This is a genomic window from Pseudomonas asiatica (assembly GCF_040214835.1).
Lineage (GTDB): Bacteria > Pseudomonadota > Gammaproteobacteria > Pseudomonadales > Pseudomonadaceae > Aquipseudomonas > Aquipseudomonas putida_Z.
Genome location: NZ_CP157874.1, coordinates 1,608,194 through 1,623,099, shown reverse-complemented (window position 1 = coordinate 1,623,099; position 14,906 = coordinate 1,608,194). Strand labels below are relative to the sequence as shown.

The window sequence follows — 14,906 nt, the reverse complement described above, 5'->3', positions numbered from 1 at the left end:
CTTTTGCGCCAGCTTCAGCCACCGATCACCTTCATCACCATCACATCGCCGGAAAACGCCAGGTCCTGCTTGTCTGCCAGGGCCTTGACCAGCAAGCGCTGCAGGGCTGGCAGCGCCTGATGCCGCGGTTTTTCCAGCAGATCGCCGACGAAATGGCGATTGCCCGACGACAGGCAGCCGTGCAGCCAGCCCGTGGAGGACAGGCGCAGTCGCGAACAGGTGCGGCAGAACGGTACGCTTTCGTTGGCGATCACGCCAAAGTGGCCTTTGCCGGGTACCTGATAACGCAAGGCGGTGGCATCCAGCGGCGCGTCGACCTGAAGGTAGGCATGCTTGCCAGCGATCAGTGCGAGCAGTTGGTCGAGGCCGACGAACTGCTGCAGGAAGGCATTGTGGTCACGGGCCAGGTGGCCCATGCGCATGAGTTCGATGAAGCGCAGCTCGAAGCCACGCTCAAGGCAGTAATCCAGCAGCGGCAGCACCTGATCGAGGTTGTGCCCGCGCATCGGCACCATGTTCACCTTGATCTGCATGCCCATGGCGCTGGCCTGCTGCATACCCGCCAGCACGCTGGCCAGGTCGCCGCCCCGGGCGATACGGCGGAAGGCATGTGGGTCGAGGGTGTCGAGGGAAACGTTCAATCGGCGGATACCTGCCGCCTGCAACTGGGGCAACTTGCGCGTCAGCAGCTGGCCATTGGTAGTCAGCGAGATATCGTCAAGGTCGAGCTTGGCCACGGCGGCCAGAAAGGCATCCAGACGCGGACTGACCAATGGCTCACCGCCGGTGATGCGCAAGCGTTCGATGCCGGCGGCTTCGATCAGGTAGGCCACGCCACGGGCCAGGGCATCCGCCGGTAGTTCGTCCTGTGCTGCGACCAGGCGCTTGCCGTCTGGCACGCAGTAGGTGCAGGCATAATTACAGGCAGCCGTCAGGCTGACGCGCAGGTTGCGAAAACGCCTGCCTTGACGATCGACGATCATGAATGACTCCGGCATGGATGATGGGGGCTGGCAAAACCTGACTTATAAATCAGGTTTTTGCAAGCCCTATCCTTTTTGCCGCTGTCGGTGTCGCCGTGCTGTTGTGGAAGCAGGCATGTCAGTCATGGGGCTGCTGCGCAGCCCATCGCAGGCAAGCCAGCTCCCACAGGATCGCGCAAAACTCGAGATCTGCGCTGTACATGTGGGAGTTGGCTTGCCTGCGATGGCCGCAAAGCGGCCCCAATAACGCTGACTGGCAGGCTTCAGGGAAAGCCTGCACTATCTCAGTTAGAAGGTTCGGGATCGCGCTTGCGCTTGTTGCCCATGCGCACGCCAATGTCCATCAAGAACTGGAAGAAGCCTTCCTGGTCCTCCAGCACATTGCTCCAGAACGGCGAGTGGTACAGCGCCACGGCGCCGTGCACCAGCGCCCAGGCGGCGCAATAATGGAAATACGGCGGCACGTCTTCGAGCTTGCCTTCGCTGATACGGCCCTTGATCAGCTGGGTCAGGCGGTCGAAGTTGGAGGCACGGATGCTGTGCAGCTGTTCGACCATTTCCGGTACCTGGTTGCCCTTGACCACCTTTTCTTCCAGGCGGTCGAACAGCCGGTAACGCTGCGGATCGCGCATGCGGAACTCGAAGTAGGCTCGCGACAGGGCTTCCTTGTCGCGATCGACGTCGGCCGAATGCAACAGCGCGTTCAGGTCGCGCTCGTAGTCGAGCATCAGGCGCAGGTAGATCTCCGCCTTGGACTTGAAGTGCTTGTAGATCGTGCCTTTGCCGATGCCCACGGCGTCAGCGATCATCTCGACAGTGACGCTGTCTTCACCCTGTTCGAGAAACAGTTTGAGCGCGGTGTCGAGGATTTCCTGTTCGCGACGGCGAAACTCACGGACCTTACGAGGTTCTTTCTGCATAGGAAGGACTGGATGACAATCGAAGCGGTTTATTATGCCTAACTTGCGGGAAATTGCACGGATCATCCTAGCATGTCTGTGTTTCATGATGCTTACGGCCATGCGCTGCGGGAGGAATGAAACGTTGGCGTATTCCAAATCTGTTTAAAAAACGATCAATATGCACTGGCACTGCGCCAAAGCTGACCAATACTTGAAGTGTTGGCGCGGCGCATCCCCCCCAAGTGGCGCGCCGATAAAGGTGCTCAGGGACCGCGTACCTTTGTTTTACTCCTAATGGTCTTAACCCGGATTCCCCCCCCAGAACCCGGGTTTTTTTTGCTTACGTGACGGGCCGCCCACGCGAGGCTCGTGCTGAGCTTTTGATCTTGCTCTGGCTTTTGATCTTGCTCTGGCTTTTGATCTTGCTTTTGATCTTGATCTTCGCGACTTCAGGAGGCCGAACGCAGGTCTTGCGGAGGGAGGTAACGGGCATGGATGCCCGTCAAGCGCTGAGGCCCCATGGATGGGGCCTGCAGCGCGTACTCCCGGGAGCAAGGCCGGAGTGAGGGAACCCCGGAGCGCAGCGCAGGGGCCGGATGATGGGAGCGCAGCGTTTTTTGGTTACTTTTTGCCGCGTTTGGCAAAAAGTGACTCGCCGTAAGGGCGAAAAGGTGAGTCAGCGTCGCCATCGCAAACGGACTGTTCGCCATATCAAAACCGTCGCTTAAGCTTTTTGCTTTTTGCTTTTTGCTTTTTGCTTTTTGCTTTTTGCTTTTTGCTTTTTGCTTTTTGGATGCGGGCATTCACATCGAGTAGGCATTCATTCGCAATGGTGGCGCAAAGTCACCTTTCCGCCCTTACGGCGGGTCCCTTTTTGTCGTGGCAAAAAGGAACCAAAAACCGTCGGCTCCCATCATCCGGCCCCTGCGCTGCGCTCCGGGGTCCCCTCGCTACGGGCCTGCTCCCGGGAGGACGCGCTGCAGGCCCCATCCATGGGGCCTCAGCGCTTGACGGGCATCCATGTCCGTCACCTCCCTCCGCAATCCCTTCGCTCGGCCTCCTGAAGTCGCAATCGGCGGCGCCTGAACTATCGCGCGCTTAAAAGCAAAAGCTGAAGCAAGAGCAAGAGCAAGAGCGCTCAGGCTTTGTATTATGAAGAGTTGCTGTCAGGCCACCCGCGCCAACGGGAACAAGCGCTTGAAGTTGGCAGTGGTCTGTTCTGCCAACTGCTCATAACTGGCCCCGCGCAACGAAGCCACGTACTCCGCCACCTCACGCACGTACTGCGGCAAATTCGGCTTGCCCCGATGCGGGATCGGCGCCAGGTACGGCGAATCCGTCTCCACCAGCAAACGATCGACCGGCACCTGCCGCGCCACTTCACGCAGGGCATCGGCATTGCGGAAGGTAACGATGCCAGACAACGAAATGTAATACCCCAGGTCCAGCGCCGCCTTGGCCATGTCCCAGTCTTCGGTGAAGCAGTGCAGCACGCCAGCCTGCGGCAGGTTGGCCTCGCGCAGCAGCGCCAGGGTATCGGCACGCGCCGCACGGGTATGCACGATCACCGGCTTGCCGGTCTGCCGCGAGGCCTCCAGGTGCAGGCGGAACGAGGCTTGCTGCAACTCGGCTGCTTCCGGCTCGTAGTGGTAATCCAGCCCGGTTTCACCAATCGCCACCACATGCGGGTGAGCCAGCTCGCGCAGCAGCCATTCCAGCGCCGGCGTTTCGCCCGGCGCCAGGTCCAGCGGGTGCACGCCCACCGAGCAATCGACATCGGCGTAGCGCTCGCTCAGCGCCTTCACCGCACCAGCATTCTCGGCACTGACGCCAATACACAGGAAATGCCCGACCCCGCGCTCACGCGCCGCCTGCAGGGCAGCATCGAGGGAGCCCTGGTGGGCGCTCAGGTCTAGACGGTCGAGATGGCAATGGGAATCTACGAGCATGGGATAACGGCACACATGAAAAAATGAAAATCAGCGGGCGCCCGGCAACTGCAGCCAGTGGGCCAGCAGCGATTCAAGCAGCAGGGCGCGGTTGAGGTTGGCCTTGCCCAGCACCTTCTGGCGCTGTTCCAGGATCCATGCCTGCACCTCCAGCACCTTGGCCTGGCGGCTCTTCTGCGCCAGGTACTGCACCACCTTGCGCATATCGGCCAAGCCTAGCCCCTCCTCGTCCTGGGTCAATTGGTAGCGCAGGATCAGGTGCGCCCAGTCGCAGAACCAGTCGAACAGCAGCAACAGCGGTACACCGTTCCAGGCATCGGCCAGCTGGCTGGGCGATTGCTGCTGCTTGAGCAGCTTCTTCACCCCGTCGGTGACCAGCGCGCGCTGCTCGCGCACGCCTTGCGCCTGCAGGCTGACCGCCATCAGCGGCGAACCGGCAGCCAGGGTCAGCAACTCGTCGCGCTCGGCCTCGTCACTGTCAGGCAGCGCGCCGGCCAGCCAGGCCTGGCTCTGGGCCAGGCTGGGCTGCGGGCAGGCGACCTGCTGGCACCGGCTCTTGATGGTCGGCAACAGGCGGCTGGGCTGGTGGGTTACCAGCAGCAACACGGTATCGCCGGAGGGTTCTTCGAGGCTTTTGAGCAGGGCGTTGGAGGCGTTGACGTTCATCGCTTCCACCGGCTCGATCAGTACCACCTTGCGCCCACCCAACTGCGCGGTCTGCACCACGAAGGCCACCAACTCGCGCACCTGGTCGACCTTGATCGGCTTATCGGCCTCTTCGGGCTCGAGGACGAAGTTGTCCGGGTGGCTACCAGCCTTGAGCAGCAAGCATGACTTGCACCCGCCACAGGCCTCCAGTCCCTGGGGCTGCTGGCACAGCAGGCGGGCCATCAGGCGCTCGGCCAGGGCCCGCTTGCCGATGCCCTGCGGCCCATGCAGCAGGTAGGCGTGAGCGTGCTGGCTGCGGCCGGCCAGTTGCTGCCAGAGGGCCTGCTGCCAGGGATAGGCCTCAGCCACGGCAACGCTCCAGGATGCCTGGCAGCAGTGAATCAATGGCGCGCTGCACGGCCTCCAGAGGCTGGGCGGCATCGAGCAGGCTATAGCGCTGTGGTTCGCGGTTGGCGCGCTGCAGGTAGGCCTGACGCACCGCTTCGAAGAACGCCTGGCCTTCCTGCTCGAAACGGTCCAGGCGGCCACGGGCGGCGGCGCGGGCCAGGCCCACTTCGACCGGCAGGTCGAAGACCAGGGTCAGGTCCGGGCGCAGGTCGCCCTGGACGAACTGCTCCAGGGTGGCGATCCGCTCGACCGACAAACCGCGCCCGCCGCCCTGGTAGGCGTAAGTGGCATCGGTAAACCTGTCACACAAGACAACCGCCCCGCGGGCCAGCGCCGGCCGGATCACCTGCGCCAGGTGCTGGGCACGCGCAGCGAACACCAGCAACAGTTCGGTGTCGGCCGCCATGCTTTCATCGCTGGGCGCCAGCAGCAGCTCGCGCACCTTTTCGGCCAGCGGCGTGCCGCCGGGCTCACGGGTCAGCACCACGTCCAGGCCCTGCTCGCAAAGGCGCGCAGCCAGGTAGTCGCGGTTGGTGCTCTTGCCCGCGCCTTCGGGGCCTTCCAAAGTAATAAACAAGCCGCTCACAGGCAGTCCTTAATGTTGTTCGTCAGGCATCGGCCGTTCGGCCGCTTGCGCGCCGCCGGCAGGGGCGTCCTGCACAGGCGGCTGGTCGGGCGCTGGCTGCGCGGTAGACTCGTCGGCAGGCGCCTGGGGCTGTTCGGCCTCGTCGGTACTTGGTTGTGGTTGGGGTTGTGGTTGCGGTTGCGGTTGCGGCTGCGGCTGCGGCTCTGGCTGCGATTGCGGCGCGGGGCTGGAGCGGTAGTCCGCACGGCGCTTGAGCTGGAACTCGCGCACCGCCGAGTTGTGGTCGTCGAGGTCGTCGGAAAACACGTGGCTGCCATCGCCACGGGCGACGAAGTACAGGCTGGTGCCATCGGACGGGTTGAGCGCCGCGTGAATCGCTTCGCGACCGACCATGGCGATCGGGGTCGGCGGCAGGCCGGTGATGGTGTAGGTGTTGTAAGGCGTCGGCTCGCGCAGGTCGGCGCGGGTGATCTTGCCGTTGTAGCGCTCACCCATGCCGTAGATCACCGTAGGGTCGGTCTGCAGCATCATGCCCAGGCGCAGGCGCCGCACGAAAACGCCGGCGATTTGCCCGCGCTCCTGGGGAATGCCGGTCTCCTTCTCCACCAGCGAGGCCATGATCAGCGCCTGGTACGGGTCACGGTATGGCAGGTCGGTGGTGCGCTCGGCCCACTCCTTGGCCAGCACTTCGTCCAGGCGCATATAGGCCTGCTGCAGCAACTCGACGTCGCTCATGCCGCGCACGAAGCGGTAGGTGTCCGGGAAGAAGCGCCCCTCGGGGAACACACCGGTATGGCCGAGCTTGTCCATCACTTCCGAATCGGACAGCCCATCCAGCGTGTGCTTGATCTTTTCATGCTTGGCCACGGCCGAGCGCACCTGGCGGAAGGTCCAGCCTTCGACCAGGGTCAGGTTGTACTGCACCACGTCGGCCCGACGCCAGGCATCGAACAACTGCTCCACGGTCATGCCGGGGGTCAGGCGGTACTCGCCGGTGTGCAGCGGGGTGCCGGCCATGTTGAAGCGCCAGTACAGGCGCAACCAGACGGCGTCGTCGAGCAACCCTTCGTTCTGCATGCGATAGAACATGCGATTGGGGTTGGTGCCATTGGGCACGTCGAGCAGGCGCTCCTGCGTCACGTGCAGGGGCTGCTCGAGGACCGAGTTGACCTTCCAGGCTGACCAGCCCACGGCAAGGCCGGCGAGGATCAAGCCCATTTCCAGCAGCAGCAGGAATTTACGTCTCACGAATTCAGGTTTCCAGTAACGTACGGGCAACGGCCTGCAGTTTACGGGTGAGCGGGCCCGGCGACCAGTTTAGCGCGGCAACGCCACGCACGGGCCAGACACCGTAGACGCTGTTGCAGACAAATACTTCATCTGCCTGCTCCAGCGCGTCGAACGGCAGGTCGCAGACCTGCACCGGGATGCCGAGCAGCGCTGCTTGTTCCAGCAACGCGGCCCGCATCACGCCAGCGACGCCACAGCGGCTGAGGTCGGCCGTGAACAGCACGCCATCGCGCACCAGGAACAGATTGCTGTACACCCCTTCGATCACCCTGCCCTGCCCATCACGCATCAGGCCTTCGGCATGTTCGCTGTCCTGCCATTCGGCACGGGCCAGCACCTGCTCCAGGCGGTTGAGGTGTTTGAGGCCGGCCAGCAGCGGTTGTTCCCCAAGCCGGGTCTGGCACGGGAACAGGCGCACGCCGTGCTCGGCATGTTCGACAGGATAGCTGGGCAACGGGCTGCCCTGCAGAATACGGCGCGGCGCGGCACCGGCAACCGGTGCGTAACCGCGCTGGCTGTCACCACGAGTAAGGATGAGTTTGGCTACGCCATCGCCGAGCTGGCTGGCATAGCGCAGGAGTTCGTCGCGCACCAGCGCCAGGTCGGCACTGATTGCCAGGCGCTGGCAGCCCAGCGCCAGGCGTGCGAGGTGGCCGTCCAGCAGGCTGGGCCGGCCGCCGCGCACGGCGATGGTCTCGAACAGCCCATCGCCGTAGGCCAGGCCGCGGTTCTGCAGGTTGACTGCAGCCGCCGGCTGGCCATCGATCCAGCTTTGCATCAATCGGCGAACCGGCGGAATACCAGCGAACCGTTGGTGCCGCCAAAGCCGAACGAGTTGGACAGCACCACATCGATCGGCATGCTGCGCGCCTGGTGCGGTACGAAGTCGAGGTCGCAGCCTTCGTCCGGCTCGTCCAGGTTGATGGTGGGCGGAGCCATCTGGCTGTTGATCGCCAGCACGCTGAAGATCGCTTCCACGGCACCGGCGGCGCCCAGCAGGTGGCCGGTCATCGACTTGGTCGAGCTGACAGCCAGCTTGTAGGCATGCTCACCGAACACGCGCTTGATCGCCGCCACTTCGGCCACATCGCCAGCAGGAGTCGAGGTGCCATGGGCGTTGATGTAGCTGACCTCTTCCGGCTGGATGCCGGCATCACGCAGGGCGTTGGCCATGCAACGGGCAGCGCCTTCGCCGGTGTCGGGTGGCGAAGTCATGTGGTAGGCGTCACCGCTCATGCCGAAGCCGACCAGCTCGGCATAGATGGTCGCGCCGCGGGCCTTGGCGTGCTCCAGTTCTTCGAGCACCAGGGCACCGGCACCGTCGGACAGCACGAAGCCGTCACGGCCCTTGTCCCACGGGCGGCTGGCCCGGGTCGGCTCGTCGTTGCGAGTGGACAGTGCACGGGAGGCACCGAAGCCGCCCATGCCCAGGCCGCAGGCGGCCATTTCGGCGCCGCCGGCGATCATCACATCGGCTTCACCGTAGGCGATGTTGCGCGCGGCCATGCCGATGCAGTGGGTACCAGTGGTGCACGCGGTGGCGATGGCGTAGTTCGGCCCTTGCAGCCCCAGGTGGATCGACAGGAAGCCGGAGATCATGTTGATGATCGAGCCTGGCACGAAGAACGGCGAAATGCGACGCGGCCCCGAATCGTGCAGGGTGCGGCTGGTTTCTTCGATGTTGGTCAGGCCGCCGATACCCGAGCCCATGGCCACGCCAATACGCTGGCGGTTGGCGTCGGAGACTTCCAGGCCGGCATTACGCACTGCCTGGAACCCGGCCGCCAGGCCGTACTGGATGAACAGGTCGAGCTTGCGGGCCTCTTTGGCCGACAGGTATTGCTCGACCTCGAAGCCTTTCACCGAGCCGCCAAAACGGGTGGAGTAGGCAGACAGGTCCGTGTGTTCGATCGGACCGATGCCACTGCGGCCAGCCAGAATGCCCTGCCAGGTGCTCGGTACATCAGTACCCAGTGGCGACAGCATACCCATACCGGTGACCACGACGCGTCTACGCGACACAGTACTCTCCTTTTCTAATGACAGAGTTTCTTGCCATTGCATTCAAGCAATGGAATGAAATGGCAACAAGCTCTTGGTACCCGGTGAACGAGCCCGATCTGCAAAACGCAGGGTGCTCGCAAAGAAAAAACCGCACGCCGGCAAAGGCAGTGCGGTTTTTCCCGACAAGAAGCGTCGACTACAGCGTCTTAGGCCTGGTGGGCTTTGACGTAGTCTACAGCAGCTTGAACGGTAGTGATCTTCTCGGCTTCTTCGTCAGGGATTTCGGTCTCGAATTCCTCTTCCAGAGCCATCACCAGCTCAACGGTGTCAAGCGAATCGGCACCCAGGTCATCGACGAAGGACTTCTCGAGAGTCACTTCCTCTTCCTTGACGCCCAGTTGCTCGGCGACGATTTTCTTGACGCGTTCTTCGATGTTGCTCATACCTAGGTTTACTCCTAATGGATATATGTCAGGCAGCTGGCCGGTGGCTAATTTTATAGAAAGACGTTCGCTTTTCAAGCTAAACGCACCTTCACACCAGTCACCACACCCGCTGCCTGGAATCTGGTTGCAGCTTTATAACGGATTTTAGGCTCGCAGTATGACTCTTTTTTTACGAAATCCGTCACATTGAGTTGCAGTGTTACATGTACATCCCGCCGTTGACCGGCACGGTGGCGCCGGTTACGTAGGCTGCGCCGTCGGATGCCAGGAACGAAACCACCTTGGCGATTTCGTCTGCCTGGCCCAGGCGGCCCAGCGGGATCTGGGTCTGCAGGGCTTCGCGCTGCGCTTCTGGCAGCTCGCGGGTCATGTCGGTGTCGATGAAGCCCGGAGTCACCGAGTTGACGGTGATGCCACGCGAGCCCACTTCACGCGCCAGGGCGCGGCTGAAGCCTTCCAGGCCGGCCTTGGCGGCCGCGTAGTTGGCCTGGCCGGCGTTGCCCATGGCACCGACGACCGAGCCGATGCTGATGATACGGCCCCAACGTGCCTTGGTCATGCCACGCAGCACGCCCTTGGACAGACGGTAGAGGCTGTTCAGGTTGGTATCGATCACGTCGAACCACTCGTCGTCCTTCATGCGCAGCATGAGGTTGTCACGGGTGATACCGGCGTTGTTGACCAGGATGGTCGGTGCGCCGAACTGCTCGCCGATGGCGGCCAGCACAGCTTCAACCGATTCGGCGCTGGTCACGTTCAGTTCCATGCCGGTACCGGTGATGCCGTGTTCTTTCAGGGTGGCAGCAATGCGCTCGGCGCCGGAGGCCGAAGTGGCGGTGCCGATCACGGTCGCGCCCTGGCGGCCCAGCTCGAGGGCGATGGCCTGGCCAATGCCACGGCTGGCGCCGGTGACCAGTGCAACTTTACCTTGCAGGCTCATGCAAGCTTCTCCAAATCAGGCCAGTGCCGCGCGGGTGGCGGCGACGGCGTCAGGGGTATTGAGGTTGTAGGTGGTCACGCCATCGGCGCAACGCTTGTTCAGGCCGGCCAGGACCTTGCCCGGGCCGCACTCGACCAGGTTGACCGCACCGTTAGCGGCCAGGGTCTGCACGCATTCGACCCAGCGCACTGGCTGGTACAGCTGCGCCAGCAGGTCGTGCTTGAGGGCATCGAGGTCAGCGGCAACGGCAGCGGTGACGTTCTGCACCACCGGAATTTGCGGGGCGTGCCACTCGATGGCATTGACCGACTCGGCAAAGCGCTCGGCAGCCGGCTTCATCAGCGCGCAGTGCGACGGCACGCTGACCGCCAGCGGCAGGGCGCGCTTGGCACCCTTGGCCTTGCACAGCTCGATGGCGCGATCGACGGCGGCCTTGTTGCCGGCGATGACCACCTGGCCTGGCGAGTTGAAGTTGACCGCGCTGACCACCTGGTCTTCGGCCGCTTCGGCGCAGATTTCCACGACCACGGCGTCATCCAGGCCGAGAATGGCGGCCATGGCGCCATGACCGGCCGGCACGGCTTCCTGCATCAGCTGACCACGGCGCTCGACCAGGCGCACGGCATCTTTCAGGCTCAGGCTGCCGGCGGCAACCAGAGCGCTGTATTCACCCAGGCTGTGACCGGAGACGAAGGCCGGCCTGGCACCGCCCTCTTCCAGCCACAGGCGCCACAGCGCGATGGACGCGGTGAGGATGGCCGGCTGGGTCTTGTCGGTCTGGTTGAGTTGTTCTTCCGGGCCTTCCTGGACCAGCTTCCACAGGTCGTAACCGAGTGCCTCGGACGCTTCCTTGAAGGTTTCGATGATCACTGGCTTCTCGGCGCCGAGCTCGGCGAGCATGCCCAGCGACTGGGAACCTTGACCGGGAAAGACGAATGCGAGAGATGCAGACATTGAACAAGCCCTTATGATCTTGTCGTCGGATAGGGTGCGCCGGGCTTTGGGCCAGGCGCGGAATCTGAAAGCTTGGATGGATACGCAGACCAAGCGGTCACATTTAAGCACTTCATCGGCGATATGCCTAAGGTCTTTATTCCTTCAGCACCGGCCCTTTCGCGGGTAAACCCGCTCCCACAGGGTTACCACAGACCTGAAGGTTGTGGAGCACCTGTGGGAGCGGGTTTACCCGCGAAAGGGCCGGCACTGGCTACAACAGCAGGTCCTCGAGCCGCCCATGCAAGCGCTGCGGCAGGTTTTCCTGGATCTCGATCAACGCCCGCTGGATGGCACTCTGGAAGCCCTGCACCCCCGCCGAGCCATGGCTCTTGATGACGATGCCCTGCAACCCCAGGAAACTCGCGCCATTGTGCCGCGCCGGTGCCAGGTCGGCCTGCAGGCGCTTGAGCAGCGGCATGGCCACGGCCCCGGCTGCCCGCGACAACACGCCACCCTTGAACAACTGCTCGATGCGCGCGCCGATCATCGTCGCCAGCCCCTCACTCGACTTGAGCAGGATGTTGCCGACGAACCCGTCACACACCACCACATCGGCTTCGCCACGATACAACCCGTCACCTTCGACGAAGCCTATGTAGTTGAGCCCGCGGGCGTTCTGCAACAAGCTGGCCGCCAGTTTGACCTGCTGGTTGCCCTTGATGTCTTCGGTACCGATGTTAAGCAGCGCCACGCGCGGCCGCTGCACACCCAGGGCCTGGGCGGCCACCGAGCCCATCACGGCGAACTGGTAGAGGTTCTCGGCGCTGCAGTCGACGTTGGCGCCAAGGTCGAGCAACTGGCAGTAACCGGTCTGGGTCGGGATCGCCGCCACCATGGCCGGCCGGTCGATACCCGGCAGTGTCTTGAGCACGAAACGCGAAAGCGCCATCAGCGCCCCGGTATTGCCGGCGCTGACGCAGGCCTGAGCCTTGCCGTCGCGCACCAGTTCAAGGGCGATGCGCATCGACGAGTCCGGCTTGCCGCGCAGCGCCTGGGATGGCCGCTCGTCCATGCCGACCACCTCGCTGGCGGCCACGATTTGCAGGCGCGCGCGATCCGCAGCCGCAAGGCCGCTGACAAGATCTTCAAGGAGGGAGGGTTGACCGACGAGGGTCAGGTGCAGCGAGGGGGTAGCCGAAAGGCAGGCAATGCTAGCCTGGACAATGCTGCGGGGACCGAAGTCCCCGCCCATTGCGTCGATCGCGATGATCTGAGCGGACAAGGATTACTCGTCAGCGCCCTTGTCGACCACTTTGCGACCACGGTATACGCCTTCTGGCGATACGTGGTGACGCAGGTGTACTTCACCGGTGGTTTTCTCTACCGACAGCGCGTTTTCCGACAGGGCGTCGTGCGAACGGCGCATGTCACGGGCAGAGCGGGATTTTTTGTTCTGCTGAACAGCCATAATTGATTAACTCCTAAACGTTTGGGTCACGCTTTAACTGCGCCAAAACACTGAACGGGTTGGACCGCGATACCTCGTCCTTGCTCGATTCGGGCTCGTCTGCGCCCGCCGGCTGCTGGCATTCTTCCGGATGATGAGCAGGCACGATTGGCAAGGCGAGCAGAAGCTCCTCCTCGATCAATGCCTGCAGATCCAAAGGATCTTCGCCCAGTTCCAGCACGTCATAGCCTTTCGGCAACGACTGGGTATTCGCACCCTCCTTCACCACGGCGTATGTACATTCGCTGTGGATCGGCAGGGTGACCAGCTCAAGACAACGCTGGCAAACCATCTTGACTTCGACGTCCAGCTCGCTGTGGATAACCACCACGTGCTGTTCATCTCGTTCAAAATCGAACTTCGCCTGCACCGTACCGACATTGTCGGAAAGCGGGTCGCAGAGTCTTTCCAAATCAGCGAGTTGCAGCGAACCGTTAAGGGTTACGCCACGATCGGCTAATTTGCGCGGGTCAACGTGAGGTGGAATCGGGTCATTCAACATAGGCGCAGCATTCTAGGGATGCCCCCCGCCCCTGTCAAAGGAAATTCGGCGGCATCGTGCGTGATAGAATTTGTTCAACTGATTCAGGAGTCTACCATGCTTCCTCTGTTACTGGCTTCCAGCTCTGCCTACCGCCGCGAACTGCTTGCGCGCCTGCGCCTGCCCTTCACCTGGGCAAGCCCCGATATAGACGAGCGGCGCCTGGATGACGAACCGGCGGTGGAGCTGGTGCGCCGGCTGGCCAGGCAAAAAGCCGAGGCCCTGGCGGGCAGCCACCCGGGGCATCTGATCATCGGTTCGGACCAGGTTGCGGTGCTGGGCGAGCAGGTACTGGGCAAGCCGCACACCTTCGAACGGGCCTGCGAGCAGCTTCTGGAGTGCAGCGGGCAGCAGGTGAGCTTCCTGACCGGGCTGGCATTGCTGAACAGCGCCACCGGGCACTGCCAGGTGGACTGCGTGCCGTTTACCGTGAACCTGCGCGAACTGGACCGGGAGCGAGTGGAACGCTATGTGGCGGCGGAACAGCCGCTGGACTGCGCCGGCAGCTTCAAGGCCGAGGGGCTGGGGGTGAGTTTGTTTCAGAGCACACATGGGTGCGATGCGACCAGCCTGATCGGGCTACCACTGATTAGATTGGTGGATATGTTGACCAAGGAAGGGGTGGTGATTCCCTGAAATTTTGGGGCCGCGCTGCGGCCCTTCGCGGTCACGCCCGCTCCCACAGGCGTGTGCAACCTGCGGGCTTTGCGCGAGCAGTGTGGGAGCGGGCATGCCCGCGAAGGGGCGCAAAGCGCCCCCGGCAACCCGGATCAGCGCAACTGCGGCCCCTGGAAGCCCATCCACATCGCCAGGCGCTCAGCCACACTGGCCCCCACACGCTTGGAGAAGCGATCGAGCGCCGACTCCTGCACGGTGAAGTCCACCAACTCCTTCTCGCCCACGATCTCGCGCGCCACATAGCTGGCACTGCCCAGCCCGTCCACCAGGCCCAACTCCTTGGCCTGCTCGCCCGACCAGACCAGGCCACTGAACAGCTCCGGATGCTCCTTGTCCTTCAGGCGTTCGCCCCGCCCCTGCTTGACCATGGCAATGAACTGCTGGTGCGTGGTATTCAGCACGCCCTGCCAGAACTCGGTCTCTTCCGGCTTCTGCGGCGAGAACGGATCGAGGAAGGCCTTGTGCTCGCCTGCAGTGTAGGTACGCCGCTCCACACCCAGCTTCTCCATGGTGCCGACAAATCCATAACCGGCCGCCGTCACACCAATCGAGCCCACCAGGCTGGCCTTGTCGGCATAGATCTCGTCCGCTGCACTGGCGATGTAGTAGGCACCGGAAGCGCCAAGATCGGCGATGACCGCGTACAGCTTGATGGCCGGGTATTCGGCCCGCAGACGGCGGATTTCGTCATACACGTAACCCGACTGCACCGGGCTGCCTCCCGGGCTGTTGATGCGCATCACCACAGCCTTGGTCTTGCTGTCCTTGAACGCCTCGCGCAGGCTCTTGACGATATTGTCGGCGCTGGCCGGCTCCTGGTCGGCAATCACCCCGCGCACCTCGACCAGCGCGGTATGGCTGACACTGCGCGACGCGGCCTTGTCCATGTCCATCAACGGTGTGAACAGGATCAGGATGCCGAACAGGTAGACGAAGGCCAGCAACTTGAAGAAGATCCCCCAGCGTCGCGCCCGGCGCTGCTCCTGAACACCTGCCAGCAGGGTCTTTTCCAGCAGCTTCCAGCTCTTGCGCTCTTCGCGCTCCTCGGGTTCGGCCTCGGGGGCTTTCCATTCGTCTGCCATGCTTAC

At 63.0% G+C, this 14,906-nt stretch carries 17 protein-coding genes; 1 reads left to right on the top strand and 16 read right to left on the bottom strand.

What is annotated here, in order from left to right; all coding sequences use genetic code 11:
* Positions 1 to 14: 14 nt before the first annotated feature.
* The 15 genes from ABNP31_RS07395 to ABNP31_RS07325 form a co-directional block, all read right to left on the bottom strand.
* On the bottom strand, positions 15 to 983 hold the full coding sequence (locus ABNP31_RS07395; protein WP_238067437.1) for a GTP 3',8-cyclase MoaA: 969 nt from the start codon (positions 981 to 983) through the stop codon (positions 15 to 17).
* Positions 984 to 1,267: 284 nt separating this feature from the next.
* The gene (locus tag ABNP31_RS07390; RefSeq protein ID WP_003260720.1) at positions 1,268 to 1,903 is read right to left on the bottom strand and encodes a TetR/AcrR family transcriptional regulator; all 636 of its coding nucleotides are present in this window, start codon (positions 1,901 to 1,903) and stop codon (positions 1,268 to 1,270) included.
* Between the two features lie 431 nt (positions 1,904 to 2,334).
* Complete coding sequence (locus tag ABNP31_RS07385) at positions 2,335 to 2,688, bottom strand: hypothetical protein (RefSeq protein WP_350013148.1); 354 nt, start codon at positions 2,686 to 2,688, stop codon at positions 2,335 to 2,337.
* A gap of 363 nt (positions 2,689 to 3,051) precedes the next feature.
* On the bottom strand, positions 3,052 to 3,834 hold the full coding sequence (locus ABNP31_RS07380; protein ID WP_046616993.1) for a TatD family hydrolase: 783 nt from the start codon (positions 3,832 to 3,834) through the stop codon (positions 3,052 to 3,054).
* Between the two features lie 30 nt (positions 3,835 to 3,864).
* The gene (locus ABNP31_RS07375; protein WP_085693378.1) at positions 3,865 to 4,851 is read right to left on the bottom strand and encodes a DNA polymerase III subunit delta'; all 987 of its coding nucleotides are present in this window, start codon (positions 4,849 to 4,851) and stop codon (positions 3,865 to 3,867) included.
* Positions 4,844 to 5,476 carry a dTMP kinase gene (gene tmk, locus ABNP31_RS07370; protein ID WP_085618179.1) on the bottom strand — a complete coding sequence of 211 codons (633 nt, stop codon included), beginning with the start codon at positions 5,474 to 5,476 and terminating at the stop codon, positions 4,844 to 4,846. Before tmk ends, ABNP31_RS07375 begins: the two co-directional genes overlap by 8 nt.
* A gap of 9 nt (positions 5,477 to 5,485) precedes the next feature.
* On the bottom strand, positions 5,486 to 6,724 hold the full coding sequence (mltG, locus tag ABNP31_RS07365; RefSeq protein ID WP_350013147.1) for an endolytic transglycosylase MltG: 1,239 nt from the start codon (positions 6,722 to 6,724) through the stop codon (positions 5,486 to 5,488).
* A 4-nt stretch (positions 6,725 to 6,728) separates the two neighbouring features.
* Positions 6,729 to 7,544: an aminodeoxychorismate lyase gene (gene pabC, locus ABNP31_RS07360; RefSeq protein ID WP_085664925.1), complete on the bottom strand. Its 816-nt coding sequence runs from the start codon at positions 7,542 to 7,544 to the stop codon at positions 6,729 to 6,731.
* A complete protein-coding gene (fabF, locus tag ABNP31_RS07355; protein ID WP_238067434.1) occupies positions 7,544 to 8,788 on the bottom strand; it encodes a beta-ketoacyl-ACP synthase II in 1,245 nt (414 codons plus the stop codon). The genes pabC and fabF overlap by 1 nt, the downstream gene beginning before the upstream one ends.
* Before the next feature lie 188 nt (positions 8,789 to 8,976).
* Positions 8,977 to 9,213, bottom strand: coding sequence for an acyl carrier protein (gene acpP / locus ABNP31_RS07350; RefSeq protein ID WP_016715141.1), 237 nt, complete (start codon positions 9,211 to 9,213; stop codon positions 8,977 to 8,979).
* 202 nt (positions 9,214 to 9,415) lie between these two features.
* Complete coding sequence (gene fabG / locus ABNP31_RS07345) at positions 9,416 to 10,156, bottom strand: 3-oxoacyl-ACP reductase FabG (RefSeq protein ID WP_085664924.1); 741 nt, start codon at positions 10,154 to 10,156, stop codon at positions 9,416 to 9,418.
* Between the two features lie 15 nt (positions 10,157 to 10,171).
* Entirely contained in the window at positions 10,172 to 11,110 is a 939-nt protein-coding gene (fabD, locus tag ABNP31_RS07340) for an ACP S-malonyltransferase (RefSeq protein WP_023661404.1), read from the bottom strand.
* 253 nt (positions 11,111 to 11,363) lie between these two features.
* Complete coding sequence (plsX, locus tag ABNP31_RS07335; RefSeq protein ID WP_075044133.1) at positions 11,364 to 12,374, bottom strand: phosphate acyltransferase PlsX; 1,011 nt, start codon at positions 12,372 to 12,374, stop codon at positions 11,364 to 11,366.
* Positions 12,375 to 12,377: 3 nt separating this feature from the next.
* Positions 12,378 to 12,560 carry a 50S ribosomal protein L32 gene (rpmF, locus tag ABNP31_RS07330; RefSeq protein ID WP_003247154.1) on the bottom strand — a complete coding sequence of 61 codons (183 nt, stop codon included), beginning with the start codon at positions 12,558 to 12,560 and terminating at the stop codon, positions 12,378 to 12,380.
* Positions 12,561 to 12,573: 13 nt separating this feature from the next.
* The gene (locus tag ABNP31_RS07325; protein WP_012313431.1) at positions 12,574 to 13,101 is read right to left on the bottom strand and encodes a YceD family protein; all 528 of its coding nucleotides are present in this window, start codon (positions 13,099 to 13,101) and stop codon (positions 12,574 to 12,576) included.
* A 96-nt stretch (positions 13,102 to 13,197) separates the two neighbouring features.
* On the opposite strand from ABNP31_RS07325, the gene ABNP31_RS07320 reads away from it, so the two are divergent.
* Positions 13,198 to 13,776: a Maf family protein gene (locus tag ABNP31_RS07320; RefSeq protein ID WP_085664923.1), complete on the top strand. Its 579-nt coding sequence runs from the start codon at positions 13,198 to 13,200 to the stop codon at positions 13,774 to 13,776.
* Between the two features lie 134 nt (positions 13,777 to 13,910).
* On the opposite strand, the gene sppA is transcribed toward ABNP31_RS07320, so the two are convergent.
* Positions 13,911 to 14,900 (bottom strand): signal peptide peptidase SppA, encoded by a 990-nt coding sequence (gene sppA / locus ABNP31_RS07315; RefSeq protein WP_085618170.1) that lies wholly within the window; start codon positions 14,898 to 14,900, stop codon positions 13,911 to 13,913.
* Positions 14,901 to 14,906 lie beyond the last annotated feature (6 nt).

Bases quoted from the DNA above. Each gene is read 5' to 3' on its own strand.
- ABNP31_RS07395 (WP_238067437.1), bottom strand. From the start codon at position 983: ATGATCGTCGATCGTCAAGGCAGGCGTTTTCGCAACCTGCGCGTCAGC.
- ABNP31_RS07390 (WP_003260720.1), bottom strand. From the start codon at position 1,903: ATGCAGAAAGAACCTCGTAAGGTCCGTGAGTTTCGCCGTCGCGAACAG.
- ABNP31_RS07385 (WP_350013148.1), bottom strand. From the start codon at position 2,688: ATGCCCGCATCCAAAAAGCAAAAAGCAAAAAGCAAAAAGCAAAAAGCA.
- ABNP31_RS07380 (WP_046616993.1), bottom strand. From the start codon at position 3,834: ATGCTCGTAGATTCCCATTGCCATCTCGACCGTCTAGACCTGAGCGCC.
- pabC (WP_085664925.1), bottom strand. From the start codon at position 7,544: ATGCAAAGCTGGATCGATGGCCAGCCGGCGGCTGCAGTCAACCTGCAG.
- acpP (WP_016715141.1), bottom strand. From the start codon at position 9,213: ATGAGCAACATCGAAGAACGCGTCAAGAAAATCGTCGCCGAGCAACTG.
- fabG (WP_085664924.1), bottom strand. From the start codon at position 10,156: ATGAGCCTGCAAGGTAAAGTTGCACTGGTCACCGGCGCCAGCCGTGGC.
- fabD (WP_023661404.1), bottom strand. From the start codon at position 11,110: ATGTCTGCATCTCTCGCATTCGTCTTTCCCGGTCAAGGTTCCCAGTCG.
- rpmF (WP_003247154.1), bottom strand. From the start codon at position 12,560: ATGGCTGTTCAGCAGAACAAAAAATCCCGCTCTGCCCGTGACATGCGC.
- ABNP31_RS07325 (WP_012313431.1), bottom strand. From the start codon at position 13,101: ATGTTGAATGACCCGATTCCACCTCACGTTGACCCGCGCAAATTAGCC.
- ABNP31_RS07320 (WP_085664923.1), top strand. From the start codon at position 13,198: ATGCTTCCTCTGTTACTGGCTTCCAGCTCTGCCTACCGCCGCGAACTG.
- sppA (WP_085618170.1), bottom strand. From the start codon at position 14,900: ATGGCAGACGAATGGAAAGCCCCCGAGGCCGAACCCGAGGAGCGCGAA.